The sequence below is a fragment of the Sulfitobacter sp. SH24 genome (assembly GCF_965641895.1).
Taxonomy (GTDB): Bacteria; Pseudomonadota; Alphaproteobacteria; order Rhodobacterales; family Rhodobacteraceae; genus Sulfitobacter; species Sulfitobacter dubius.
Window position 1 is genome coordinate 2,443,759 of record NZ_OZ282575.1, and the last position, 25,410, is coordinate 2,469,168.

The following is a 25,410-nucleotide window of genomic DNA, read 5'->3' on the forward strand; positions in this document are numbered from 1 at the left end:
TGTAACCGCTGCCCAGCTTTTGCGAGAAGCGCTATGAAGTATGGCAAAGGCGACGCTGCCGTGGTGGTTAATGTGGCAACAAGAGCCGTATTGTTTCAGGCCCTGCGCAAACGCTTTGACATGGGTGACGGATTCGCGCTCGCGACACTGAACCTCGACCATCTGACAAAACTGCCAAGCGACCCAACCTTCGCTGCAGCATATAGCGCGCAGGACTTGATTGTTGCGGATGGCCGCCCCGTGGTCTGGCTGTCGCAGCTAGCAAGGCAGCCGGTGGAGTTGATGCCGGGCTCTGATCTGATCCTGCCGCTATGTGAACTGGCAGCGGACCTATCGCTGCCCATCGCCTTTTTCGGCAGTGACCAAAACGCGCTCAACGGCGCTGCCCGAGTGCTGCAAGCCCGGGTGCCGGGCCTTGAAATTTGTCACATCACAGCGCCGCCGATGGGATTTGCCCCCTCAAGCCTTGAGGCCGACGCTGCCTTGCGTGAGATTGCGCAGAGCGGTGCGCGGCTGTGCTTTTTGGCGCTTGGCGCGCCCAAGCAAGAGATCCTCGCCGCGCGGGGGCGCGAGATCGCGCCGGGGGTGGGATTTGCTTCTGTCGGGGCGGGGTTGGATTTCCTTGCTAAGCGGCAGCGGCGTGCGCCAAAGTGGATGCGGATGCTGGCTTTGGAATGGCTGTGGCGCACACTGCAAAGCCCGCTCCGGATGGTGCCGCGTTATGCGCGCTGTTTTGCAATCCTACCTCGGCTCACGTTTGATGCATGGCGGATGCGCTAGGCGTTAGCGGTATTCGATAATCCGCCCATCGCGCCGCATATGGTATTTCACAACGCCCAAAGCCTCGGGGAATTTTCCCAGCAGGGTGAACACCGCCCAAGCCGTCCCGCCCCGCCGGATCAACCGCAACAGTTGCACAGGATAGAGCAGGGCCAGAATAAGCGCAGCCCAAGGCATCAGCAGCGCCAACAACACGATCATCGCAGGCAAAAGCGCCCCCCAAAGCAGGGCACGGCGTGTCTCGGCCACCCAATGGCGATCGGGGCCAGCGCCATGAAGTGCGGCTCCTTCGGCAAAGGCATGCCCGGCGCGCAGGCTGCGCCGCCACCACTGGCTGAACCGCGTGATCTGCGCGTCATGCCATGTCATTTCAGTATCCAAACGCCATATCTGCCAGCCCGCCCGGCGCAGACGTTGGCAAAGCTCTGGCTCTTCCCCGGCAATCATCTCTGCCCGGTAGCCGCCGACAGTGCGCAGCGCATGCAATCGCATCAGGGCGTCACCGCCACAGGCTTGGGCCTCTCCCACCGGCGTATCCCATTCGCGGTCGATCAGGGTGTTATATATCGACGCTTGGGGGCATTCCTCGCGCCGCCTGCCGCAAACCACAGCGATTTGCGGATGGGCATCTAAATGCGCCTCTGCCGCTTCCAGCCAGCCTGCCTGCAAGATGCAATCTCCATCAAGGAATTGCACCAGCGTGATGCCCTCCTCCAGCGCCGCGACGCCGGCATTGCGTGCCCGCGCGGCGGTAAACGGCTGTTGCATGTCCAGTTCAACCACCTTAGCCCCGAGCCCGTGCGCCATGGCGACAGAGCCGTCGGTTGACCCGCTATCGACATAAACCACCTGCGCCACCTGCCCCATGAGGGTCTGCAAGGACCGCTCCAACCGCGCCCCCTCGTTGCGGCCGATGACAACGGCACCGATGCTCATGCGGCGTTTTCGTCACGCCAAGCGGCGACATGGGCGCTATAGGCCTCGGACGGCACCAGAAACCCAGCGCGGTACAAAAGTTCAACCCGGTTCCAACGCCGCGCATCCAATGAAAAGAGCGAGACATCGGGGTTCTGCCCGATCACCGCCATGCGCCGCGCGTCTTCGTTATGAGCCAAATCGCCCGAGGCCAGTGTTGCCGCATCCCGGGTGACGGGGTCATTGGCAAATTTATAATGTTTTATCACCGCCGTCATATCCGCCACACGCAGCCCACTGGAAAGATGCGGATGCGGAGCGGGTGTGACCTCTGGCCCGTTGAAAATTAGCGGGTGTTTGGTCAGGCAGCAATCTTCACCAAACACCTTGCCGCGCACCCCACCAAAGGCAAATTTCACAGCATCGTTGGACAGGTCATTGTTGCTCAGCAGGGTCGAAAACTCTATATCAGAACTATGGTAGTCGACTTTGCGCACGGCACTGATGTCGTAGTAAAGGAAGGCTTGCAGTGCCTGTTTGTAGGGCAGCCCAGCCGCAGCGGCGAGGCTGTTCTTGGGGAACATCTCAAGCATCTGAGCCGCCAAGGCAGTATAGCCCTGCTGCTCAAGATAGGCGGTTAGCCCCCTTACACCGATTTGAGAGCGCCCTTCGAAATCAAAGATTTCGTCCATATCGACATAAAGACACCAGCGGTTTTGCCCATAGGTCTGCGCCGGGTACTGCCGGATCAAGTCTTCGTATTGGGCAAGTGGCAGGGCGCTGCGGTCTATTATCGTGCCCTTCTGCGCCTTGATCCGGGCGATTGTGTCATCACGAGAGCCATTGTCGATAAATACAAAATGCCACACGCCCATCGCACGGTAGTGACGAAAGAACGCATCGAGGTAATAGCTGCCGTCCCGCACCAAGGCGATCAACACCACGTCACCCGGCGCCACATCAAGTTTGGTAGGCCCATGCAGATGCTGCAAAGAGGCGACAAAGCGCGCGCGGCGGCGTGCGTCTTTCAGGCGTTCCCGCAGGCGGCGGATCAGATAAAGGGGCGATTTCATGCTGAGGTGATACGACAGCGATCCTGTCCGGTCTACTACCCCCATGCCAAATCACGCCCGCACAATGTCGCACCAAGCGATTAGCTGCCGCATGCCCCACCTAATCAGAAGCGGTAGGATCGAAGCCTGCGCCCCCCTGCAATGTCGGGCTATAGAAAGTGTGCCGCGCACGGCCTGCATGCTTTGAAGCATAAAGCGCAGTATCCGCATTGGCCAAAACCCCATCGCGTGAAGGCGTGTCGCCGCGCTGGACCCAGACCGTGCCAATGCTGGCAGAGACTTTGCAGACCTCACCTTTGAAATGGATAGGCTCTTCCAATCGGTCGATGATGCGCTGCCCGATCTGTTCCAACACATTTTCACTGCGCACATCGGGTAAGACGACAGTGAACTCATCCCCTCCCAGACGGACCACCATGTCGGAGCTGCGGGTCTCTTGCACCATAATCCGAGCGACCACTTGCAAAACATGATCGCCAGCGGCATGGCCAAGGCTGTCATTCACCGCCTTGAAATGATCAAGGTCGATGTGCATCACGGCAAACCCTTCCCCCGCCGCAATCAGCCGTTCCAGCACTGCGTTCAGCGCACGGCGGTTCTTTAGTCCGGTCAATAGGTCGGTAAAGGCCTGCTCCTCCGCCGCAATGCGCGCCTCTTCTAGGCGCATGTTCAAGCGACGGGAGGCTTCCATCGCGGCTGATTTCGCTTCCATAAGATAGAGCATTTCAATCGCTAGATCCGTCGCCGCGAAGTCTGCGTTGGTCAGCGCGTAATCTTGCACCCCGTCAAAAATAGAGATCCCAAATGAGAGGTTCACAATGGTTCGGCCATCGTCCAGCGGCACAAGCAGGCCCTTTAATTCGGTCCGGGGCGCATCGCGGAAAGCCAGATGAAGTTTCATGCCAGACGCACGTCGCAAATCGTCCATTCCGCGCATCGTGCGGGGCCGTTTGACGGTGACTGTATCCAAAAACAGCTTCCCAGCTAGCGGTGACTGCGGTCGCAACTTTTGTATCGTCGGTCCCGCGTGACGGATGAACCCCGTTGAGGACAAGAGTAGATGCATCGGACAAAGCCTGTCTAACACCTCCGTGTCGTGGATCGCCCCACTCATGCCCGCGCCCCAAGTTCGAAGCTGCGACCTTCCGAAAAATCGGCCTCAATCAGAATGATCTTCAGGGTTTCTATCCCTTCAGATCGCCCGCAATGCTCTAGCGCCACCAGCGCGCCATAGTCGTCCGCCATGGCCCGCAAGACCCCCATCATCAGATAGCCGTACCCGACAAGCGGCGCCTCACAGATCAACAAATACTGACCATCGGGTTCCTCGCACAACTCGATCCTAGGCAATCGAAGCTCTGAAAGCGCAAGGCGCGTGCGGTCTGGCAGCTCGTCTAAAGATTGCAAAAAGTCGCGAAAACTTACCCCGCCAAATCGCAGCAATCGCCGCACGGCCGCATAGCCCGGCTGCGCCACAAGGAAGGTGCCGACATCCTCCATCACCTCCGCGCGGGGCCGTTCTAACACGGTGCAAACCGCATCCAGAACCGCTGGCGTGACATGATCCGGATAGGTCAGCATCGCCTCGAACTCGGTGAAACCCAACCCGGCCCGAGTGGCCACAGCGGACCAAAGCGCATGGCCATAGTTGGCACAAAAGTAGTTTTGAATGCTGCGGTTTATAAGCCCGTGCATGACTGCCTCATTCCCATTTTTCCCGCAGCTAGAATGCAGGTGCAGTGGTTAAGATTGGCCTGATAATTCCAGTTGTTCGGAAATTGCGTTGAGTTGTCAGGTCACTCGCGCGGAACCGGAGGGAACCACGAAGCGTTTGATGTCTAAGGATGGCACAGTGTCTTTCCTCAACGCACAGCGATGGCGGAGTATTCTCATGAGCGATAATCCCAAACACCCCAAAGACAACAGCAAAACACCGCCAAGAAAACCTCAAGAGGACCTGCACCGCCCAGAGGCTACGTTGGACGAAGCCCCCGCGGGCAGCTCCAATGCCGAAGAACGCTCGCGGCTTTCGGATTAACAACCTTCGCCTGACCGCATCACAGGATGCATCAACAACAGAGCACCCAAGATGAGTTTCACCAGATGAGCAACAACGTCACGGCACCCCGGCCGCACAGCGCGCCGGGGTTTATGGTATGCCTTGGCTGGGTTGCGATCCTTGGCTGCGTGGTTTTCACCGTCTCGATCTTGATCGCAGATTTCGTGGTACCGGAACATGATTGGATGGCAGATACGATCAGCGATCTGGGCGCAGGTCGGTATGAGTTTATCGTCGACATCGGCATCTATGCCTTTTCCGCCGCTCTGATCGCCTGCGCCTTGCTATGCGCTCATATGCATTTCGGCGGGGCGTGGTGGAGCAGTGGCGCAATTGGTCTCGCTCTCCTTGGGCTCATCGTCTTTCTGGTCGGCGCAAGAAACGAATACGGAGATCGCGATTCTGATGGCGTGGTAATCCACATCTATCTGGTCTACGCGCTTGGGCTGATCATGCTGACCGTCCCTTGGATGCTGTCCCACGGGTTTGCCGATATCTCGCCCGTTGTTGCGAAAGCGATGAAAGGCATTTCACTGATCTGGCTGGTATCCGCACCGCCGTTCTTCTTCCTGCCCACGGGGATCGACGGAATATACGAGCGCTATCTCGGCCTTATCGCCATGGCCATGGTGGTGCTCTTGGGACGGTTCTTTATCCAGCGTGGCACCGCGTTACGCGAAAGGCAAAGCTGATGTTTTTCGAGAATGTTCCACTCGATATTGTCGCCCGCGCGCTGTTGCTTTCTTCTATCGCGTTGATCTGGGTGATTTTTGTCGTGCGCGTCATCGGGTTGCGCACCTTTTCAAAAATGACTGCCTTTGATTTTGTCGCAACTGTCGCCACCGGTTCTCTGCTTGCCGGGGCCTGTCAGGCAACGACGTGGCCGGAATTTGCGCAGCCTACGCTGGCCATTTCGGCCCTGCTCGGCGCGCAGTTTGTAATCGCACGTGGGCGGCAAGCGTCTGATCGGTTTGAACAGACCGTGCAGAATGAACCTGTGATCCTGATGCGTGATGGGCAGATTTTTGACGACGCCCTGCGCGAAACCCGCGTGGCCCGCGCCGATCTGATAGCCAAGTTGCGCGAGGCCAATGCCATGCGATTTTCAGACGTACGCGCAGTCGTGCTTGAGACGACGGGCGATATTTCTGTCCTGCATGGGGATGAACTAGAAGACCGGATACTTGAAGGCGTACGCGAGATCACGGATTGAGCAGGATATGCCGCGCTCAAGTTAGATAGCCCAGCAAATGCCCAATGTCTGGCAGCACGATATCTGCGTGCGGAGCAAGCTCCTCGGCAGTGGCGGGACCGGTCAAGACAGCCACGCGCAGCATCCCCGCCGCACGTGCCGCTTCGAGATCGTGAACACTATCTCCGATCATTGCGATGGTGCTTTCGGGCAAGTTCACATGGGCCGCAAAGGCGTGCAACTGACCCGGAGAAGGCTTGCCCCCGTGGCCAGTATCGAAACCCGCGATAAAATCGAACATATCATTCACCCCAGCCGCCACCAGATGCGCCCGCGCGGGATGCTCTGCATCATTGGTGGCAACGCCAAGGTAAAGCCCCTGATCGCGAAGCCGCTGTAGGAACGGCCTGAGCGGCACTGCTTCGCGCTGTGGTGCGCGGCTGGCCTCCATATTAACCATCTCTAGCAAAGCCGAAGGCGTTTGAGCAGGGAAATGCGGGGCCAAAGCTTGGACAACCTGCTGAGGTGTGCCAGCGATGGCGATACTGTCGCGGGCGAAACGGCGCAGGGCGAAATCAAAGCCGATGTCCGCGCCGACCCGCGCGGCAAAGCTGCGATCCCCGTTGCAGGCGCGCAGCAGAAAGGCTTCGGCCCATGGTTCCCACGTCGCGGCAAAGTCGAACAAGGTGCCATCCTTGTCGAACAGCAGACCTTTGATGTGTTTTAAGTCCAATGCACCTGCTCCCCGCCGGGCAGGGCTGCGCGGGCTTGCATGATCCGCTCATAGGAAATGGCGAGGTGATCGCAAAAGCCGATAACCCAAGCATCATCCATCATAAGGAAATCAAGCACTGCCCCTAGAAAGATAGGGTCGCTGGCCTGAGTTTTCAGATCAGCCTCCGACGCGCCGGTGCTGCCTAGGAACACGGGCAACAGATCGTCATTGGCCGCCAACCAAGCAAGCGCCTGAAGCGCTAAAGTCTCGGCGGTGTCTTGAGTGTAGGACATGTGAACCGTCTTCCGCAGTAGAGTGGAAACCCTTTGTTAACCTTTAGGGACCAAAAACTATGTCATCAAACTGATTTGTACGGTGAAGGAGTTGTCGTGCAAGGGACCATCCTTATTGCAGATGCGATTGCGACCAATCGCATCGCCCTAAAGGTCAAGCTTTGTGCGGCATATTATCAGGTCGTTCAGGCCGAAGATATGCAGCAGGCCTTGGCCGCTGTACAGGACAACCCGCCTGACCTTGTGATCTGCGCGCTAACCCTGCCCGGTGGCGGGGCCGCCGATCTATGCGAAGCTTTAAGGGCCTCTGCCGATACCGCGCAGCTTCCGGTACTGGCCATCGGGAACGGCGACCAATCAATAGACAGGCTCGCTGCGCTGGAAGCGGGGGCAAGTGATGTGCTGTTAAAGCCGCTCGATTCAACATTGCTGCTGGGCCGAGCGCGCAGTCTGATCCGCGCCCGCAATGCAGCGGACGAATGGGAAATGCGTGATGAAACCACCCGCGCGCTTGGTCTGGCGGAACCCGCGGCAGAATTCACGGCCCGCAGCCACTGTGTGTTGATCCATTCAGACAACACAACCTGCGTGAATTGGGCCAACCAACTACGCCCTTTATTGGACGCGCGGTTGACGCTTGCCAACACCGAGGAGGCCATTCGCGCGACATCCAGCAATAAGCCACCTGATGCTTTCGTTTTGGTTTTGCCCACAGAGTCCAATAGCGCCACGGCGGCACTGCGGCTGATCTCGGCGCTGCGTGCCAATGCTCAGACCCGCTATGCTGGTCTATTGGTGGTTCAACTGGCCCCTGACACCGCACAGGCGGCCACCGCACTTGATCTTGGTGCCGACGACATAATGACCGACGGCTTCAATACAGCCGAAATGGTCCTGCGCCTACATGCAGTTCTGCGCCGCAAACGCATGACGGACCAGTTGCGCGATATGGTGCGTACCGGGTTGAAAGCTGCGGTATTTGATCCGCTCACGGGGCTGCACAACCGCCGCTATGCCCTCCCCCATCTTCGCCGCATTGCAGAGCACGCCTTTGAAACGGCACGGCCCTTTGCAGTGATGGTCGCCGATCTGGATCACTTTAAAGGCATCAATGACCGCTACGGTCATGCGGCTGGGGATTCGGTATTGGTGCAAACCGCGGAACGGCTGCGCAACAATCTGCGCGGGATGGACCTTGTCGCGAGGATCGGAGGAGAGGAGTTTCTTATCGTGATGCCCGGCACAAATTTCTCCGATGCGGAATCGGCCGCCGCAGATATTTGCGCCGATATTGGCAGTCGCGGCTTCGTCGTGCCCGGAACGCCACTGCCAGTGCATGTCACAATCAGCATTGGCCTCTCTATCGGGCCGAGTGGTGATGACGGCAATCCGCTCTCGCCAGAAGCCCTAATGGCGCAGGCAGATCGGGCGCTCTATTCTGCGAAGTCTCACGGACGGAATCGGGTAAACTTAAGCCGCCCAGCGGCCTAGCTGCGCAGCGCAGGTTAACACTCGCCTCTGCCTCTGCCTCTGCCTCTGCCTCTGCCTCTGCCTCTGCCTAGAATGCCACGATAAGTGGGGCAGATAATTACAACCAAAGATTGCATCCTGCAGCGATCTTCCGTAGCGTAATCCAATGCAGCAGGATCGCCCTCTCGTCGGAATAGCCCTCATGATGGGTTTTTGCATTCTAGCCCCCGTGGGCGATGCGGTGGCCAAACTGCTTGGTGCTTCGGTCCCGCTTGGGCAGGTCGTGCTTATCCGTTTTGCCGTTCAAGCGCTGATTCTTATACCTTTCGTCTGGGCATCAGGTCGCGCGTGGCGCATGCGGGGGCGCGTACTCTGGCTTACCCTTCTGCGAACCATCCTGCACATCGCGGGTATCGCTGCGATGTTCACAGCACTCAAGTATCTCCCTTTGGCCGATGCCGTTGCCATTGCCTTTGTCATGCCCTTCATCATGCTGCTGCTCGGCAAGTTTATCCTGAAGGAAGAAGTTGGTTCTCGTCGTCTGGGCGCCAGCATCGTTGGATTTCTCGGCACGCTTCTTATCGTCCAGCCCAGTTTCGTTAATGTTGGATGGCCTGCACTGCTGCCCATCATGGTGGCGGTGGTCTTTTCATTTTTCATGCTGGTCACCCGCCAGATCGCAAAACAAACCGACCCGATCAGCCTTCAGGCCGTCAGCGGCGTGATGGCGGTAATGATCATCCTACCTCTACTTGCTCTTGGCTCTGCAACCGACATCGCGCCGCTTCAGATCATCCAGCCCGATGCAGTGGATTGGACCCTCCTGCTGGGCATTGGGATTCTCGGCACCATCGCCCATTTGCTGATGACATGGTCCTTGCGCTTTGCCCCATCGGCCACGCTGGCTCCGATGCAATATCTTGAGATCCCTTTCGCCACACTGCTGGGGCTGCTCATCTTTTCTGATTTGCCAAACCCTTTGGCGGGCTTGGGCATTCTGATCACCGTCGGTGCGGGCCTTTATGTGATTATGCGCGAGCGGGCCACGGCACGTGCATTGGCCGCAGCAATTGCGCCGCCAGTGGCGCCATAAGGCGGCGCGGCAGGATCAGCAGCATATCCGGCCCTGAAATCTCAAGCTTTACCGACCCCAACGCGCGATTTGACGTTCCAATTCGTCCTCCGGGGGCAAAGTCCAACCCGTCAATTGGCCATTCCAATCCAACGCTGCGCCCCTGAACCGGGCCCAGCGGCATAAGGGACACCACATCCCCCGCCGCCGTGGGCAGCGTGATCTGGGGCGGTGCCAGCATCACGATCTCCTGTGCGCCCAGCAAAATGCAAGGCAGATGCGGATGGGCCGCGAGCGTATTGAAGGCCGCCAACTGGTGGTCCACCCGCGCCCCGGTAAAACCAACCCCCAAGACCAATGGTGCGTCGATCCGGGTGAGCGCCTTTTCGAAATCTGTGCTCTCTTGCTCTGCAATCCGGTGGCACCGCTCGGTTGGAACCTGTGCCAACACCTCGGCCGGCGTGGAATCCAGATCACCGATAAGAGCCGTCAATGGCACCCCCGCCGCCACGGCCAGCGCGGCACCGCTGTCGGCCGCGACACATGTTGGGGCCAATGCCAACGCTGCCTCCAGGTCCCCTTCAAAGGCCTCCCCACCACCGATCAACGTGACTGGACCGCTGTCCCGAACTATGTAGTCTGTAGTGGTCAATTAACGCCCCTTTTGGAAATCTGCCTTAATCTTGCCTTGAAATCATACGTTGAATGGCACAGATTCGAGCCGCTTTGGTCTTGGACATCGTGGTAAACAATATCTGCAACACCGCAGAGGACGAGCATCCGATGATGAACAGCAACAAAATCTTGACGGTCTCCTATGGCACTTTTTCGTGCACGCTGGAAGGCTTCGACGATTCCTTTGGCACCATGAAGGCCATTGCCGAATATTTCCGCGACCTGGCCTCGGATGACCGCTACTTCGGTGCCGAACCGCCGCAGCCCGACGCCGACATGCTGGCGCGGATCGCCCAAAGAGAGGTTTCCCGCCGGGTTCAGGCCCGCGAGCAGGAAGGCAAGATCGTGCTGAGCGCGCTGGAAGATCACAGCGCCGAAGCGCAAGCCCCTGCCGCTGAAACCGCCCCTGTTCAAGCCAAAGCCGCGCCCCCCGAAGCGCCCCGCAGTGCAGAGCAAGCGCCAGCACAGCAAGAAGCATCGGCCCCGCTCAAGGCCGAGATTGCCGATACTGCTGCTGTTGCAACGCCTGCTGCGCCCGAAGCCGAGATTGCAGACACCGCCATGATGACCGAGCCTGCCCCTGCGGCGGCCCCCGTCGCTGCAGCACCGGCGCCCACAACAGACAATGAAGATGCCAACGATGCGGAAGCATTCTTTGCCAGTAGCCCGCAGCCGCAGTCCCATTACGAGGACGAAGCGCAGACTGCCACGGCAGAAGAAATTCCGGCAGCAAACGCGACACCTGCCGACAGCATCGCCGCTAAACTGCAACGCATTCGCGCCGTTGTCGCCCAGCAGGACGAAGACGACGCAGCGGGCTATGACGAGGAAGAAGCCGCCGCCGCTCCGGACGTAGCACCTGCCGCAGCCGCCCACCGTGCCGCGGCCGAAGACAACCAAGCCGCCATCGCCGCCGCCCGCCGTGACATCGAAGATGCGCTGGACGCCGACGAAGCCACGCAAATGGCCGAAGCTGATGTTGAAGAGGAAGACGACGATCTTGCCGACATCCTCAACCGACTTGATGCCGCTGAGGAAGATGAAGTTGAATCTGCTGAGGCGGACGATAGCCTCTTTGATGCAGACACCGGAGGCGCACCGGAAATAGACGCTGCCGATCTGCCCCGCCAAGGCCGGGTCATCAAGGTCAAACGTGCGGATCTTGAAGCCGCCGTGGCGCGTGGCGATCTGGAAGAAGTCTCTGCCGAGACGCCAAAGGAAGCCCCAGCCGCAAAAACGGAAGAAAAGCCCAGCTCATCCCTTTCTAAAGAAGACGAAGATGAATTGGCCCGTGAGTTGGCAGCTTTGGAAGCCGAGCTTGGTGGTGCCGCCCCCTTGCAAGAGGAAGAGACGCCTGAGCCAGAGGCCGAAATGGCCGAGGAAGAGTTGTCGCTTGCTGAGGAGGAAGACTTCGCGCCTGCCGCAGAGGTTGAATCGACTGAGCAAGCAGAGCCCGCTGAGGAAACCGCAGAAGATATCGCCCCTGCGGCAGCGGTCGAAGACGCACCCGAACTGGCCGAGGAAGAAGTTGAGCCTGCCCAAGCCGCACGTCACAGCCTGCCCACCATCGACGATGAAGCCGGCCCAGACATGTCGCGCCTGATGGCAGAAACTGACAACAAAATGGACGAGGCGGAGAGCACCACGCGCCGCGATGCTTTTGCCCATCTGCGTGCCGCCGTCGCTGCCAAAAAAGCAGACGAAGCCATGGGTGGCCGCGCCACGACCGAAACCTCGGACGACGCTTACCGCGAAGATCTGGCCGATGTGGTCCGCCCGCGCCGTCCAGTTAGCCGCCCTGTGCGGACTGAGCGTCCCTCAAGCGATGCCCGCCCCGCCCCGCTCAAACTGGTGGCCGAACAGCGCATCGACTTGGACAAGCTGCGCAGCGCGGGCCCCGTGCGTCCGCGCCGGGTGGCCGCCGTGGTCGAGCCGGTCAAAACCAACCCCGACGCCGAAAGCTTTGCCGATTTCGCCGCCGACATGGGCGCTACCAAGCTGCCCGAACTGCTTGAGGCGGCGGCGTCCTATATGTCTTTTGTTGAGGGTCGTGATCAATTCTCGCGCCCACAACTGATGGGCAAGGTCCGCTCGGTCGGACTGCCGGACTTCACCCGCGAAGACGGGCTGCGCTCTTTCGGTCAACTGCTGCGCGCAGGTAAGATCGAAAAGATCAAAGGCGGGCGGTTCACCGTTTCGGATGAGATCGGCTACCGCCCCGATCACCGCGCCGTGGGTTAAACCCCCGACCAAACTGCAGATACGAAAAAGCGCCCCGAGGGGCGCTTTTTTATTAGCTGTTACTGATCGTCGCCCGCATCCGGGTCCGCCTGTCCAATGCCCTTAAAGACAAATTTGAACGGCAGCGCCCAGACGATGCCAAGGGCAACATAGATGCCAAGCTCAAGCAGCACCGGCGGGCGGTCGAATTGGGCCACCGTCCAAACCGCCACCATGATATAGCTTGGCAGCCCGATCAGCAGGATCACCAGTGCCCAACGGCGGCGTGCTTTATAGCTCAGCGCCATCAGATCAGTCTGCGAAAGGGTCGGTCACCAGAATGGTGTCCTCCCGCTCTGGCGAGGTTGAGACCAGCGCGACCGGGCATTGAATCAACTCTTCGACCCGGCGCACATATTTGATCGCATTGGCGGGCAGGTCTGCCCAACTGCGCGCGCCTTCGGTCGATTCGGCCCAGCCCGGCAGTTCTTCATAGATTGGCACGCAGCGCGCCTGCTGTTCGGCAGCGGTCGGCAGATAGTCGAGTCGTTCGCCATCCAGATCATAGCCCACGCAGACCTTCAGCGTCTCAAACCCGTCGAGCACGTCGAGCTTGGTCAGGCATATGCCGGTGATGCCAGAGGTGGCACAGGTCTGGCGCAGCAGGGCCGCGTCGAACCAACCGCAGCGGCGCTTGCGCCCGGTGGTGGTGCCAAATTCATGGCCCCGCTCACCCAAACGCTGGCCGTCGGCGTCTTCCAATTCGGTCGGGAACGGGCCTTCACCGACGCGTGTGGTATAGGCTTTGACGATGCCCAGCACATAATCGATGGCGGTGGGGCCAAGGCCCACGCCGGTCGCCGCTTGCCCCGCGATCACGTTCGACGACGTGACGAAGGGATAGGTGCCAAAGTCGATGTCCAGCAGAGCGCCCTGCGCGCCTTCAAACAGGATGCGCTTGCCCGCCTTGCGCTTCTCGGCCAGCACTTTCCAAACAGGTGCGGCAAAAGGCAGAATTTTCGGTGCGATTTCTTGCAGTTGCGCAATCAGCGCATCACGGTCGATGGCTTCAACGCCCAAGCCTTTGCGCAGCGGGTCGTGGTGCTGCAGCGCACGGTCAACGCGGGCTTCCAAGGTCGCGGGGTCGGCCAGATCGGCCACGCGGATGGCGCGGCGGCCAACTTTGTCTTCGTAACAGGGGCCGATGCCGCGACCGGTGGTGCCGATCTTGGTGCCCTTGCTCGCCGCTTCTTCGCGGGCGCGGTCCAATTCGCCGTGGAACGGCAGGATCAGCGGCGTGTTTTCCGCGATCATCAGGTTCTCGGGGTTGATCTCAACACCCTGACCTTCGATCGTCTCGATCTCTTTCAACAGGTGCCACGGGTCCAGCACCACGCCATTGCCAATGACAGACAGCTTACCGCCGCGCACCACGCCCGAAGGCAGCGCGTGCAGCTTATAAACTTTGCCGTCGATGACCAGAGTGTGGCCCGCGTTATGCCCGCCTTGAAAGCGTGCGATCACATCTGCGCGTTCGCTGAGCCAGTCAACGATCTTGCCTTTTCCCTCGTCACCCCATTGGGCGCCGACAACGACGACATTGGCCATGATATATTCCTTTGCGATGTCCCGCGCCCGTATAGCGACAGTGGCAGGCGTGTGAAACTCGAAAAAACGCAGGAGCGGATTTAGACGCTTTGCCCTGCCTTCAGATGCACCGGATCGCCATGCGGGGTGCTGAGATAGGCGGTCTCCCACCCGTCGCGTAGGGCGCGTAGATCGCCGGGACGGGCGTGACCTGCATCAATCAGCAGGGTTTCGAGGGTTTCCAGCCAAGCGTTGAAGTAGTCTTCTCCACCGTTCAGCTCGCGCGCCAGCCCGTGTCGGGCAAGTGTCGTGCCAAACCGGTCGGCCCAAAAGGGCCAGTCGAAAAGGCCACTCTCGTTCAGATGCACCGTCAGCGCGAAAAGCTGCGCATGCCAAGGCGCTTCAAAGGCCGGTTCCGGGGCGCTCATGGGGCTTCCAGATAGCTTTGCCACAGATCGAGCACGACCTCATCACGTGGATGTTCGGGATGCGCCCAGAGTTCGCTGGCCGGGAAGGCCACGGCATAAAGCGGCTCGGGCGCCTCGCCCAGATCATGGGCGTTGCTATCAGGCAAAACATGTGTGCCATGCAGTCTGAGCACCCGCCCTTTTGCTCCCGCGGCATATGCGGGCAACCGGGTATGGCCACCGGGAACGATGGTGTTTTCGGGCTGTTTACGGGTGACGACCCCATCGCCGGGCGCGAAGAGCGGCACAATATCAGATGGTCGATCCGCCGGGCCGCCACGTGCAAGCACTCCTGCAACCTGCTGCGCTTTAAGCGTCTTTTCGGCCAGCGGGCTTGACGTAGGGTCGGCCTTGCCCGCGAGTTCCTCACGGGTGACCACCCCACGCGCGACCAGCATATCGGCCACGCCTGCGATCCATTTCTCGTAATAGGTGAATTGCGCATAATCAGTCGGTGATAGGCATTCCCGCGCATGGCGCGACACATCAATATTCCATTTGCCCAATGCGCCGGTCGCCAAGGTCAGCGCCAAGGCGCGTGGGTGCCAATCGGCGTGAAAGATCACGTCTTCATCCTCGGGCGTCACTGTGCCATCGCCGAAACGCCCGCCCATGTCATGTACGCGGGTCATGGCGCTTTGGCCAATCCGGTGCCGATCATACTGTCGCGGGTGACGAGATCACTCAGCGCATCAACATCCAGCCCTTCGCTGCCAGCAGGGCGCTGCGGAATGACCAGATAGCGAACCTCGGCGGTCGAGTCCCAGACCCGAACGGCGGTCTCTTCGGGCAGTTCGACGCCAAACTCTGCCAGCACCTTGCGCGGCTCACGCACCACGCGGGCGCGGTAGGCGTCGGATTTATACCAACCCGGCGGGATGCCCAACAGCGGCCAAGGATAGCAACTGCATAGGGTGCAAACGACGATATTATGTAGCTCGTCGGTATTTTCGACCGCGACCACATGTTCGCCCTGCCGCCCGAAAAACCCCATCTCGGCCACCACGGCGGTCGCGTCTTCAAGCAGCGCCACGCGAAACTCTGGATCGCTCCACGCGCGGGCGACAACCTCTGCGCCGTTGCGCGGGCCGATGCGGTTTTCGTAAGTGTCGATGATCTCATCCAGCGCAGCGGGGTCGATCAGCCCCTTGCGCGTCAGCAGTCTCTCAAGCGCCTTGACCCTAAGAGCGGGTTCAGGCGGCAGCAGCGCATGGGGATGGTCGTGGTCTGAATGATCATGTGGCATGGCGGCAGATTGCCCGAGCCGTGATCGGCTGTCCATCGCCGAAAACGCACAATCCATTCATTTCCCTGCAAACAATACAGGCGAATTTGATGCCGTTTTATGTTATGGTATCTTTACGAGGCGAGTCTGCACCACCTTAATTCCAGGATAGCCCTCTTACATATTGTGGTTGAGTACCGCTTCAAAAGACCGTCGCTCCCATGCGGCGGTCTTTGTCTGTCGGCGTCCGCGCTGCCCCCTATCCAATCCGATCGCCGCCGCGCGGCAATCCACCCTTGCCCCCATGGGCAAAGACGAATAGATACCCGCCAACCAAAACCGAAAGCAGTCTCGCCCATGGAAAATGTCGTTCTGATCATTCACCTGATTCTGGCCCTTGGCCTGATTGCTGTGGTGCTGCTGCAACGGTCTGAGGGCGGTGGCCTTGGCATCGGTGGTGGCGGCGGCGCTGTTTCTGGCCGCTCGGCTGCAACCGCTTTGGGCAAGATTACCTGGATCCTCGCCGCTGGTTTCATTGCAACATCGATCACCTTGACCATCATCGCGGCTGAGAAATCGGCGGGCTCGTCGGTTATTGACCGGTTGAGCGCGACACCGCCCGCACAGAACCAAGATGGCAGCCCTGCCCTGCCCGCAGGCGATGATCTGCTGCCGCCTTCTGCGGATGGCAACACACCGCTGGTCCCTGCGGCCGATTAACCTAACGAACACAAAACCTTGAGGCACGGCCCGAGTTTGCAACATCATGTTGCGGCGGGCCTTGCTTTGAATGTCCGAATCCTGTAAGGCTTAAATCCCGTGGGCTGCGGTTTTCTGCAGCGCGTTTGGTTGGTTTTTGCCTGCTACAAACTTTGAATTCACGGGGGTCTCTGATCACATGGCACGCTATATTTTCATCACCGGCGGTGTGGTCTCGTCTCTGGGCAAGGGGCTGGCCTCGGCGGCCTTGGGCGCTTTGCTTCAGGCACGCGGCTTTTCGGTACGTCTGCGCAAGCTGGACCCTTATCTGAACGTCGATCCCGGCACGATGTCGCCCTTTGAGCATGGCGAAGTTTTCGTCACAGACGATGGCGCAGAAACCGACCTTGATCTGGGCCACTACGAACGCTTCACCGGCGTTGCCGCACGCAAGACCGACAGCATCAGCTCGGGCCGCGTCTACTCCACCGTGCTAGAGAAGGAACGCCGCGGCGATTACCTAGGCAAAACCATTCAAGTCATTCCGCATGTGACCAACGAAATCAAAGACTTCATCGACATTGGTGATGACGAGGTCGATTTCATGCTTTGTGAAATCGGCGGCACCGTGGGCGATATCGAAGGTCTGCCCTTTTTCGAAGCGATCCGTCAGTTCAGCCAAGACAAGCCGCGTGGGCAGTGTATCTTTATGCACCTCACGTTGCTGCCCTTCGTTAAGGCCAGCGGCGAGTTGAAGACCAAGCCGACACAACACTCGGTCAAGGAACTGCGCTCTATCGGTATTGCGCCCGACATTCTGGTTTGCCGTTCCGAAGGGCCGATCCCCGCGAAAGAGCGCGAGAAGCTGGCGCTGTTCTGCAATGTACGCCCCGATAGCGTAATTGCTGCGCAGGACCTGAAATCAATCTACGAAGCGCCGCTTGCCTATCACCGCGAGGGGTTGGATCAAGCGGTGCTGGATGCCTTCCAGATCACCCCGGCCCCCAAGCCAAACCTGTCACGTTGGGAAGATGTGGCCGACCGTATCTACAACCCTGAAGGCGAAGTGAAGGTGGCCATCGTTGGCAAATACACCCAACTTGAAGACGCCTATAAATCCATTGCCGAGGCGCTGACCCATGGCGGCATGGCGAACCGGGTCAAGGTAAAGGTGGAATGGGTCGACGCCGAGATTTTCGACAGCGAAGACGCCGGTCCCCATCTCGAGGGTTTCCACGCGATCCTCGTCCCCGGCGGCTTTGGCGAACGCGGCACCGAAGGCAAAATCAAAGCGGCGAAATATGCGCGTGAACACAAGGTGCCCTACCTTGGCATTTGTCTTGGTATGCAAATGGCGGTGATTGAGGCCGCGCGGAATGTCGCGGGCCTGAAAACCGCAGGCTCCGAAGAATTTGACCATGAGGCCGGGAAAAAGCGTTTCGAGCCGGTGGTTTATCACCTGAAAGAATGGGTGCAAGGCAACCATAAAGTCGCGCGTAAAGTGGACGACGATAAGGGCGGCACCATGCGTCTGGGTGCCTATGACGCGACGCTGGTCGAAGGCTCGCGCGTGGCCGAAGCCTATGGCACCACTACGATCGATGAACGTCACCGCCACCGTTATGAGGTCGACATCGCCTATAAGGAACAGCTTGAGAAGGCTGGGCTGAAATTCTCGGGCATGTCGCCGGATGGCAAACTGCCAGAGATCGTGGAATGGTCGGATCACCCGTGGTTCATCGGGGTGCAGTTCCACCCCGAGCTGAAGTCAAAGCCGTTTGATCCGCATCCCTTGTTCAAGGATTTCGTGCGCGCCGCGAAGGATGTGTCGCGGTTGGTATAAGATCGAAGGCCCGAGCGTTAAACGCCGGGCCTTTTTTCTGCCGAGCAATCACTAAAAGGCCCGGAATGAAGCCGCAGGCGCCGGGCCCTCACCTCTCCGCTCTTTCGCGTTGCACCCGCCAACCACTCCGCTACAGCTAGGCCATGCTCAGCTATCAACACATCTACCACGCCGGAAACCTTGCAGACGTGCAGAAACACGCGCTGCTGGCGGGGATGCTGTCGTATCTCACCCGCAAGGACAAACCGCTCACCTATCTTGAAACCCATGCCGGACGGGCGCTCTATGACCTGTCTGATGCGGCAGCGGAAAAGACCGGCGAGGCGCGGCAAGGCATCGACAAGGTCGCCAAATGGTTCGCCCCCGATCACCCCTACAGACAGGTTCTGGAAGACCTGCGCGAGACCCACGGCCCCCGCGCCTACCCCGGCTCACCGCTGCTGGCCGCCAAGCTGCTGCGCCCCGATGACCGCATCCATCTGGCCGAGTTGCACCCCCAAGAACACAGCGCGCTTGATCTGGCGATGTCGCCCTACCCGGCCAAATGTCACCTCAGCGACGGGTTCGAGATGGCCTTTGCCCTCACCCCGCCCACGCCGCGCCGGGGGATGCTGCTGATTGATCCCTCCTATGAGATCAAGACCGATTACGAGACCATCCCGCGCCAGATCGCCAAGCTTAACCGCGCGTGGAACGTCGGGATCATCGCCCTGTGGTATCCGATCCTGACCAACCGCGCGCATGTACCGATGCTCGACACACTCACCGCTAGCCATCCCGATGCGCTGCGCCACGAGGTGCGCTTTCCGCCCGCGCGGCCCGGTCATGGCATGGTCGGGTCGGGCATGTTCGTGATCAATCCCCCCTACGGGCTGGAAACTGAGGCGCAGAACCTCACCGCCCGTTTCGCTACTTTGACCCAACAGGAGAGTTAACAAATGCCAAAAGGCTATTGGATCGCCACAATGGATATCCACGACGTTGCAATTTATGACAAATACCGCGCCGCCAATGCCAAACCATTCGCGGATTACGGCGCGCGTTTCCTCGTGCGCGGCGGCACCCAGCAGGTCCGCGAAGGCCAGATGCGCGCTCGCACTGTTGTCTTGGAATTCGACAGCTATGCCGACGCGGTCGCCTGCTATGAAAGCCCCGGCTACCAGCGCGCGAAAGACATCCGCCTAAACGTGGCGGACGGGTCTTTGGTGATCGTCGAAGGCTATGACGGCTAAATCCATGCGGACCATTGCAGGAACCAGTGCTCCCGATGCGCAGTTTCCTCTATGACGACCCTGTTTCCTGTAATAAGTGAGCCTCATGCTGAACCGACTGTTCCCCCGCCGCAAGGCACAGCCGAAACCACTGCCGCAGCCCAATGCCCAACTGGCACTGGGCGCGCTTTTGGTGCGTGTGGCCTTTGCCGACCGCAACTACCGCGCCTCCGAAATTGGCCAGATCGACCGCATTCTGGCGCGGACCTTCGGGCTCAAACCTATAGAGGCGGCGAAACTGCGCGCCACTTGCGAGGCTCTGGAACGTGACGCGCCCGGCACGCCTGAGTTCACCCGTATCCTGCGCGAAGAGGTCGACTACGCCGACCGCAAAGCACTGGGAGAGGCGATGTGGCAGGTGGCCCTGTCGGATGGGGCGCGCAACGATGATGAGGAAATTCAGCTTGTCGCCATCGAAACCGCGCTTGGCCTTTCGGACGATGACATGGCCGCCGCCCGTGCCAATGCGCTGAATGCGCTCTGACCCCCCTTTCTCACCCCGCGCGAAGGCCCGTTAGCCTTTGCCAGCAGTAGGACTATATCGCAAAACATGTTTGGTGATTTTCTCAAGCGGCTGACCCAGCCCGAGCCCGACCCATTGGCCGACAATGACGCCCGCCTCGCGCTGACCGCGCTTTTGGTGCGTATCGCCCGGTCTGACAATGACTACGCGATGAGCGAACGGCGTCTGATCGACCGGATCGCGGCTGAGCGCTATGGCCTCAACGAGGCCGATGCCACCGCTCTGCGCAAAGAGGCCGAAGAGCTTGAGACCCAAGCCCCCGACACCGTGCGCTTTACCCGTGCGATCAAGGATGCCGTCCCCTATGAACGTCGTTTGGACGTCATCGAGGCGCTTTGGCAGGTTGTACTGGCCGACGGCAGCCGCTCGGACGAAGAAGACGCGCTGCTGCGGCTGGTGTCGAATCTTCTGGGTGTGACCGACACCGACAGCGCCATGGCCCGCCAGCGCGTCGCTAAGGAAGGTTGACCTAGCGTAATCATCGGCGCTGCGAGGCGAGAGAGGCGAAAGTCTGCGTTGCAATCTGTGTCGATTCGTCGCTTTATAGCGCACTGAAATGACAGATTGGCGACAGTTTCCGTGACGACAGATACCCCGGTTATCCAGATCAAGAACCTTCACAAAGCCTATGGCGCGCTGGAGGTTCTCAAAGGGGTCGACCTGACGGCCCCCCGTGGCCATGTCATTTCGCTGATCGGCTCTTCGGGTTCTGGGAAATCCACCCTTTTGCGCTGCTGCAACCTGTTGGAGGACAGCCAACAGGGCGAGGTGATTTTCAAAGGCGAACCGGTGCGCTGGAAAGGCAACGGCCACCAGCGCTGCCCGGCGGACGCCAAACAGGTGCTGCGCATTCGTACCAATCTGTCGATGGTGTTCCAGCAGTTCAATCTCTGGGCGCATATGTCGATCCTGCAAAACGTCATGGAAGCGCCGCTGACCGTGCTGGGTCGCGAGCGCGCCGAGGTCGAGCGCGCCGCGCGCAGCTACCTCGAAAAAGTCGGTATCGGCGACAAATGTGAGGCCTACCCGGCCCAGCTTTCTGGCGGCCAGCAACAGCGTGCCGCCATCGCCCGTGCACTATGCATGGAGCCCGAGGCGCTGCTCTTTGACGAACCGACCAGCGCGCTCGACCCCGAGCTTGAGCAGGAAGTTGTTAAAGTTATCAAAGACCTCGCCGCAGAGGGGCGCACGATGGTGATCGTGACCCATGATATGAAACTGGCCGCTGATGTCAGCGACCATGTCGTGTTCCTGCACCAAGGCCTGATCGAAGAACAAGGGACGCCCGAAGAGGTCTTCGGCGCGCCCAAATCGGAACGTCTGCGTGGGTTCCTTTCGGCAACCCAGCCTGCGTAAACAAGAACCAAAGGGAGTTACCAAATGAAAAAGATCCTACTGGCAAGCGTCGCGCTCAGCATGACTGCTGGTTTCGCGATGGCCGAAGCCCATGGCAAAACCATCCGCATGGGCACCGAGGGCGCCTACCCCCCCTACAACTTCATCAACGACGCTGGCGAAGTTGATGGGTTCGAGCGTGAACTTGGCGACGAGCTGTGCAAACGCGCCGAGCTGACCTGCGAATGGGTTAAGAACGACTGGGACAGCATCATCCCCAACCTCGTGTCGAGCAACTATGACACCATCATGGCGGGCATGAGCATCACCGACGAGCGTAAGGAAGTTATCGCCTTCACGCAGAACTATTATCCGCCCACCGCCTCGGCCTATGTCGCAGCTTCCGAAGAAGCCGACCTTGAAGGCGGCGTTGTTGCCGGCCAGACCGCGACCATTCAGGCGGGTTATGTCGCTGAAAGCGGTGCCACGCTGATCGAATTCGCGACACCCGAAGAGACCGTTGCCGCCGTGCGCAATGGCGAAGCGGATGCAGTCTTCGCCGACAAAGACTACCTCGTGCCAATCGTCGAGGAATCCGGCGGTGAGCTGATGTTCGTGGGCGACGATGTGCCGCTCGGCGGTGGCATCGGCATGGGTCTGCGCCAGTCCGACACCGAACTGCGCGACACATTCGACGCTGTCATCACCGAGATGAAAGAAGACGGCTCGCTAAACGAGATGCTCAAAAAGTGGTTCGGCGACGACACCACCACCTACGAGTGATCCAACCTCAGGCGCGCCCCTCGCGGCGCGCCTGACCTTCCCTGCGCGGCACCCTCGCGCGGATCAGCCCATGGGGGCCCATGTTTTCTTTCTGCACTGACCCATCGATCCTGGACGACTGGTTCTGGACCGCCTGTTATCTGACAACCGGCGTCCATATGTCGTTCTACATGTCCTTCCTCAAGGTCTTGATGCTGCTTGCCGTGACCGCGCCCGTGGCGCTGGCCTTCGGCTTTGGCGGAGCCATGATGGCGCGCGCGCGGTTTGCGCCGCTCAGCTGGGTCGGCAAGGGCTATATCGCGCTGGTGCGCGGTGTGCCGGATATCGCCTTCTTTCTGTTTTTCGTTATCGCCTTGGATCAGGGCATCGAATACCTGCGTCACAAGGCGCTCTGTTCCGACTGGGACATGCCGGTCCGCCAAGGCAATGACTTCGTGGTCTGCCAAGCGGCCAAAATGCCCCTCGGCAATGCCGCGCAATGGGTACATGAGACCTATGGCTTCAGCCTCGCGGTCTTTACCTTTGCCATTGTTTTCGGGGCTTTCGCGGCCAATGTGCTTTTTGGTGCCATGCGCGCCGTGCCCCGCGCCCAGCTAGAGACAGCAGAGGCCTATGGCATGAGCCACCGCCAGACCTTCTGGCGCGTGCTGGTGCCGCAAATGTGGGTCTATGCCCTGCCCGGCCTTAGCAACCTTTGGATGGTGCTGATCAAGGCCACGCCGTTGCTGTTCCTTTTGGGCGTCGAAGATATCGTCTACTGGGCACGAGAACTGGGCGGCACAAAAACCCCGCGCTTCACCGATTACCCGCACCCCGACTGGCGCATGTGGTATTTCCTCGCGCTTCTGGTGTTTTACCTGCTCTTCACCCGCATCTCCGAAATCGCCTTGGACCGACTGATGAAACGACTGACACGCGGCCAAGCCACCACGGGCGGCGAAGCACAGCGGAGGGCCGGCGCATGAGCTGTCTACAGACCATCCAAGACTATGGCCTACGCTCGCTCGGCATCGGCGAACGGCTGCTTCCGCGCGAGAACTTCACGCTCTGCGAACAGTTCACGCTGATCGGCTCGGGTATGCTCTGGAACATCTACTTTGGCGTTATCGCCCTGCTGACCGGCTTCTTCTTTGCCACAGCGCTTGGCGTCGGCAAGGCCAGTCCGAACCCGTGGTTTCGCAAACCAGCGGAGTGGTTCATCTTCATCTTTCGGGGCTCGCCGCTCTTTATCCAGTTCTTCTTTGGCTACTTCCTGTTTCTGACGCTGAAGTCCGAATACGCCTTCTTCGCCCCCTTCACCGCAGCATGGCTCGGGGCGCTGATCGTGCTCTTTCTCAACACTGCCGCCTATTCGGGCGAAATCTTTTACGGCGCGCTGCAATCCATCCCCAAGGGCGATGTGGAGGCCGCGGATGCCTATGGTCTGTCCGGTTGGTCGCGCTTTCGCCGGGTGATCTGGCCCACCTCGCTGCGGCTCGCTTGGCCCGCCTATACGAATGAGGCGATTTTCCTGTTTCACGCCACGACACTGGTGTTTTTCAGCGGTTTCCCGGCATGGCAGCAGCGTGGTGACGCGCTCTATTACGCCAGCTATTTTGCCGACAAAACCTTCAACCCCTTCGTCCCCTATCCCATTCTTGCCGGTTATTTCATCCTTCTGACGCTCTGCATCATTGGCGTCTTCGGTTTGATCAATTCCCGCCTCAACCGGCACCTTCCACAGGCCCAACGCCGTAAAATTCGCTTGCGTCCCAATTTGATCCGGTAGTATCCATTATTTGATCAAATTACGCGGCGCGTGGGCGCCGACCGCTTTTGCCCTCGGGCGAACCGCTCTGTGACATGCCCACCGCCCTTGCAGGTGACGTATGAACAACTGGCTTCGTAAAAACCCCCAAGTCCGCACCATCCGTGTGGCCGCCGCTGACCTTAATGGCCAAGCGCGGGGCAAGCGCATTCCCTCGCGCTTTGCCGATAAGGTCACGACCGAAGGCACCCGCTTTCCGGTGTCGGTGCTGAACCTCGACATCTGGGGCGAGGATATCGACGACAGCCCGCTGGTATTCGAGAGCGGCGATGCGGATGGCGTGCTGAAACCTACCGAGCGGGGCTTTATGCCAATGCCATGGCTCGACGCGCCCTCGGCCCTGCTGCCGATCTGGATGTTCCGCGAAGATGGCCGCCCCTACCCCGGCGATCCGCGCCATGCGCTGCGCGCGGTGCTGGACCGTTACAAGGCGCGCGGGCTGACGCCGGTTTGCGCCGTTGAGCTAGAGTTCTTCCTGATCGACGATTCGGGCCGCAACCTTCAGGTGCCGATCTCGCCGCGCTCTGGCAAGAGGCGCAAGGCGGCTGAGACCATGTCGATCCGCGCGCTCGATCAGTTCGATCTGTTCTTCACCGATCTCTATGACGCCTGCGAAGAGATGGACATCCCCGCCGACACCGCCATTTCCGAGGCAGGTCTGGGCCAGTTCGAGATCAACCTGATGCATTGCGACGACGCCCTGCGCGCCGCGGATGATGCGTGGTTGTTCAAGATGCTGGTCAAAGGGCTGGCCCGGCGGCACGGCTTTGCCGCAAGCTTTATGGCGAAACCTTACGAGGATTACTCCGGCTCCGGTCTGCACACGCATTTCTCGGTGCTGGATGAAAATGGTGACAACATCTTTGACGATGGCGGGCCGAAGGGGACCGATACGCTGCGCCATGCCGTGGCGGGCTGCATGAGCGCGATGCGAGGCTCGGCGCTGGTCTTTTGCCCTCATGCCAACAGCTTTGACCGGATGGTGCCGGAATCCCATGCGCCCACCGGGGTGTGCTGGGCCTATGAGAACCGCACCGCAGCGATCCGCATTCCTTCAGGCAGCCACAAGGCGCGGCGGATCGAACACCGTGTGTCGGGGGGCGACGTGAACCCCTATCTGATGCTGGCTGCCGTTCTGGGCGCGGCGTTTAACGGGATCGAAGACGCGGCAGAACCGCCCGCTCCGATCACCGGCAATGCTTATGCCGCCGATCTGCCGCGCATGCCCAGCGACTGGAAAACCGCGATCGACCTGTTTGAGGGCTGCCCCCATGTCGCGCGTATTTTTGCCCCCGAGATGGTCCGCAACTTCGTGCTGACGAAACGCCAAGAATTGCATTACATGCAGGAATTGACCCCAGAGGAACAGGTCGAGATCTATCTCGACACTGTGTAACAGGTGACAC

At 59.8% G+C, this 25,410-nt stretch carries 30 protein-coding genes; 18 read left to right on the forward strand and 12 right to left on the reverse strand.

Annotated elements, in window-relative coordinates:
• The first annotated feature begins 33 nt into the window (after positions 1-33).
• Positions 34-780 carry a WecB/TagA/CpsF family glycosyltransferase gene (locus ACSQ16_RS14550; RefSeq protein ID WP_243262611.1) on the forward strand — a complete coding sequence of 249 codons (747 nt, stop codon included), beginning with the start codon at positions 34-36 and terminating at the stop codon, positions 778-780.
• Positions 781-783: 3 nt separating this feature from the next.
• Here ACSQ16_RS14550 and ACSQ16_RS14555 read toward each other — a convergent pair whose 3' ends face one another.
• The 4 genes from ACSQ16_RS14555 to ACSQ16_RS14570 form a co-directional block, all read right to left on the reverse strand.
• A complete protein-coding gene (locus ACSQ16_RS14555; protein WP_243262610.1) occupies positions 784-1,716 on the reverse strand; it encodes a glycosyltransferase in 933 nt (310 codons plus the stop codon).
• A complete protein-coding gene (locus ACSQ16_RS14560; protein ID WP_243262609.1) occupies positions 1,713-2,768 on the reverse strand; it encodes a glycosyltransferase family 2 protein in 1,056 nt (351 codons plus the stop codon). The genes ACSQ16_RS14555 and ACSQ16_RS14560 overlap by 4 nt, the downstream gene beginning before the upstream one ends.
• A gap of 100 nt (positions 2,769-2,868) precedes the next feature.
• The gene (locus ACSQ16_RS14565; protein ID WP_317406309.1) at positions 2,869-3,738 is read right to left on the reverse strand and encodes a GGDEF domain-containing protein; all 870 of its coding nucleotides are present in this window, start codon (positions 3,736-3,738) and stop codon (positions 2,869-2,871) included.
• A 140-nt stretch (positions 3,739-3,878) separates the two neighbouring features.
• Entirely contained in the window at positions 3,879-4,463 is a 585-nt protein-coding gene (locus ACSQ16_RS14570; RefSeq protein ID WP_243262607.1) for a heme NO-binding domain-containing protein, read from the reverse strand.
• Between the two features lie 196 nt (positions 4,464-4,659).
• On the opposite strand from ACSQ16_RS14570, the gene ACSQ16_RS14575 reads away from it, so the two are divergent.
• From ACSQ16_RS14575 to ACSQ16_RS14585, 3 genes are all read left to right on the forward strand, one after another.
• The gene (locus ACSQ16_RS14575) at positions 4,660-4,806 is read left to right on the forward strand and encodes a hypothetical protein (RefSeq protein WP_243262606.1); all 147 of its coding nucleotides are present in this window, start codon (positions 4,660-4,662) and stop codon (positions 4,804-4,806) included.
• A 65-nt stretch (positions 4,807-4,871) separates the two neighbouring features.
• Positions 4,872-5,519, forward strand: coding sequence for a DUF998 domain-containing protein (locus ACSQ16_RS14580; protein WP_317406310.1), 648 nt, complete (start codon positions 4,872-4,874; stop codon positions 5,517-5,519).
• Positions 5,519-6,040 (forward strand): DUF421 domain-containing protein, encoded by a 522-nt coding sequence (locus ACSQ16_RS14585; protein WP_243262605.1) that lies wholly within the window; start codon positions 5,519-5,521, stop codon positions 6,038-6,040. Before ACSQ16_RS14580 ends, ACSQ16_RS14585 begins: the two co-directional genes overlap by 1 nt.
• Positions 6,041-6,056: 16 nt before the next feature.
• Here ACSQ16_RS14585 and ACSQ16_RS14590 read toward each other — a convergent pair whose 3' ends face one another.
• Both ACSQ16_RS14590 and ACSQ16_RS14595 read right to left on the reverse strand, forming a co-directional pair.
• Positions 6,057-6,752, reverse strand: coding sequence for an HAD family hydrolase (locus tag ACSQ16_RS14590; RefSeq protein WP_243262604.1), 696 nt, complete (start codon positions 6,750-6,752; stop codon positions 6,057-6,059).
• Complete coding sequence (locus tag ACSQ16_RS14595; protein WP_093926739.1) at positions 6,743-7,027, reverse strand: DUF3572 domain-containing protein; 285 nt, start codon at positions 7,025-7,027, stop codon at positions 6,743-6,745. The genes ACSQ16_RS14590 and ACSQ16_RS14595 overlap by 10 nt, the downstream gene beginning before the upstream one ends.
• A 96-nt stretch (positions 7,028-7,123) precedes the next feature.
• Here ACSQ16_RS14595 and ACSQ16_RS14600 point away from each other — a divergent pair, with 96 nt between their 5' ends.
• Both ACSQ16_RS14600 and ACSQ16_RS14605 read left to right on the forward strand, forming a co-directional pair.
• On the forward strand, positions 7,124-8,518 hold the full coding sequence (locus ACSQ16_RS14600) for a diguanylate cyclase (RefSeq protein ID WP_243262603.1): 1,395 nt from the start codon (positions 7,124-7,126) through the stop codon (positions 8,516-8,518).
• A gap of 145 nt (positions 8,519-8,663) precedes the next feature.
• Entirely contained in the window at positions 8,664-9,590 is a 927-nt protein-coding gene (locus ACSQ16_RS14605; RefSeq protein WP_243262602.1) for a DMT family transporter, read from the forward strand.
• Here the strand turns inward: ACSQ16_RS14605 and ACSQ16_RS14610 are convergent.
• Positions 9,526-10,221: a thiamine diphosphokinase gene (locus ACSQ16_RS14610; RefSeq protein ID WP_317406311.1), complete on the reverse strand. Its 696-nt coding sequence runs from the start codon at positions 10,219-10,221 to the stop codon at positions 9,526-9,528. The genes ACSQ16_RS14605 and ACSQ16_RS14610 overlap by 65 nt on opposite strands.
• 131 nt (positions 10,222-10,352) lie before the next feature.
• Between ACSQ16_RS14610 and ACSQ16_RS14615 the strand changes: the two genes are divergently transcribed.
• A complete protein-coding gene (locus tag ACSQ16_RS14615) occupies positions 10,353-12,485 on the forward strand; it encodes a hypothetical protein (RefSeq protein WP_435988800.1) in 2,133 nt (710 codons plus the stop codon).
• Positions 12,486-12,544: 59 nt separating this feature from the next.
• Here ACSQ16_RS14615 and ACSQ16_RS14620 read toward each other — a convergent pair whose 3' ends face one another.
• The 5 genes from ACSQ16_RS14620 to nthA form a co-directional block, all read right to left on the reverse strand.
• Positions 12,545-12,772, reverse strand: a complete 228-nt coding sequence (locus ACSQ16_RS14620; protein ID WP_243262600.1) for a DUF2842 domain-containing protein — start codon at positions 12,770-12,772, stop codon at positions 12,545-12,547.
• A gap of 4 nt (positions 12,773-12,776) precedes the next feature.
• On the reverse strand, positions 12,777-14,072 hold the full coding sequence (locus ACSQ16_RS14625) for an adenylosuccinate synthase (protein ID WP_243262599.1): 1,296 nt from the start codon (positions 14,070-14,072) through the stop codon (positions 12,777-12,779).
• 80 nt (positions 14,073-14,152) lie between these two features.
• Positions 14,153-14,479 (reverse strand): nitrile hydratase accessory protein, encoded by a 327-nt coding sequence (locus ACSQ16_RS14630; protein WP_243262598.1) that lies wholly within the window; start codon positions 14,477-14,479, stop codon positions 14,153-14,155.
• Positions 14,476-15,150 (reverse strand): nitrile hydratase subunit beta, encoded by a 675-nt coding sequence (gene nthB / locus ACSQ16_RS14635; RefSeq protein WP_243262597.1) that lies wholly within the window; start codon positions 15,148-15,150, stop codon positions 14,476-14,478. The genes ACSQ16_RS14630 and nthB overlap by 4 nt, the downstream gene beginning before the upstream one ends.
• Positions 15,147-15,764, reverse strand: a complete 618-nt coding sequence (gene nthA / locus ACSQ16_RS14640) for a nitrile hydratase subunit alpha (protein ID WP_435988801.1) — start codon at positions 15,762-15,764, stop codon at positions 15,147-15,149. Before nthA ends, nthB begins: the two co-directional genes overlap by 4 nt.
• 336 nt (positions 15,765-16,100) lie before the next feature.
• Between nthA and secG the strand changes: the two genes are divergently transcribed.
• The 11 genes from secG to ACSQ16_RS14695 all read left to right on the forward strand — a co-directional run bounded on the left by secG (position 16,101) and on the right by ACSQ16_RS14695 (position 25,400).
• Positions 16,101-16,463, forward strand: coding sequence for a preprotein translocase subunit SecG (gene secG, locus ACSQ16_RS14645; protein ID WP_093926747.1), 363 nt, complete (start codon positions 16,101-16,103; stop codon positions 16,461-16,463).
• 178 nt (positions 16,464-16,641) lie between these two features.
• On the forward strand, positions 16,642-18,285 hold the full coding sequence (locus ACSQ16_RS14650) for a CTP synthase (protein WP_243262596.1): 1,644 nt from the start codon (positions 16,642-16,644) through the stop codon (positions 18,283-18,285).
• A 143-nt stretch (positions 18,286-18,428) separates the two neighbouring features.
• The gene (locus tag ACSQ16_RS14655; protein ID WP_243262595.1) at positions 18,429-19,220 is read left to right on the forward strand and encodes a 23S rRNA (adenine(2030)-N(6))-methyltransferase RlmJ; all 792 of its coding nucleotides are present in this window, start codon (positions 18,429-18,431) and stop codon (positions 19,218-19,220) included.
• Between the two features lie 3 nt (positions 19,221-19,223).
• On the forward strand, positions 19,224-19,517 hold the full coding sequence (locus ACSQ16_RS14660; RefSeq protein ID WP_243262594.1) for a DUF1330 domain-containing protein: 294 nt from the start codon (positions 19,224-19,226) through the stop codon (positions 19,515-19,517).
• Between the two features lie 85 nt (positions 19,518-19,602).
• Positions 19,603-20,040: a TerB family tellurite resistance protein gene (locus ACSQ16_RS14665; RefSeq protein WP_243262593.1), complete on the forward strand. Its 438-nt coding sequence runs from the start codon at positions 19,603-19,605 to the stop codon at positions 20,038-20,040.
• A gap of 66 nt (positions 20,041-20,106) precedes the next feature.
• Entirely contained in the window at positions 20,107-20,547 is a 441-nt protein-coding gene (locus ACSQ16_RS14670) for a TerB family tellurite resistance protein (RefSeq protein WP_093926751.1), read from the forward strand.
• Positions 20,548-20,658: 111 nt separating this feature from the next.
• Positions 20,659-21,435 carry an ABC transporter ATP-binding protein gene (locus ACSQ16_RS14675; RefSeq protein ID WP_243262592.1) on the forward strand — a complete coding sequence of 259 codons (777 nt, stop codon included), beginning with the start codon at positions 20,659-20,661 and terminating at the stop codon, positions 21,433-21,435.
• A 24-nt stretch (positions 21,436-21,459) separates the two neighbouring features.
• The gene (locus ACSQ16_RS14680) at positions 21,460-22,197 is read left to right on the forward strand and encodes a transporter substrate-binding domain-containing protein (RefSeq protein ID WP_243262591.1); all 738 of its coding nucleotides are present in this window, start codon (positions 21,460-21,462) and stop codon (positions 22,195-22,197) included.
• An 80-nt stretch (positions 22,198-22,277) separates the two neighbouring features.
• Positions 22,278-23,162, forward strand: a complete 885-nt coding sequence (locus ACSQ16_RS14685) for an ABC transporter permease (RefSeq protein ID WP_243262590.1) — start codon at positions 22,278-22,280, stop codon at positions 23,160-23,162.
• Complete coding sequence (locus tag ACSQ16_RS14690) at positions 23,159-23,965, forward strand: ABC transporter permease (RefSeq protein ID WP_243262589.1); 807 nt, start codon at positions 23,159-23,161, stop codon at positions 23,963-23,965. Before ACSQ16_RS14685 ends, ACSQ16_RS14690 begins: the two co-directional genes overlap by 4 nt.
• A gap of 100 nt (positions 23,966-24,065) precedes the next feature.
• Positions 24,066-25,400 (forward strand): glutamine synthetase family protein, encoded by a 1,335-nt coding sequence (locus ACSQ16_RS14695; protein ID WP_243262588.1) that lies wholly within the window; start codon positions 24,066-24,068, stop codon positions 25,398-25,400.
• The last annotated feature ends 10 nt before the right edge of the window (positions 25,401-25,410 follow it).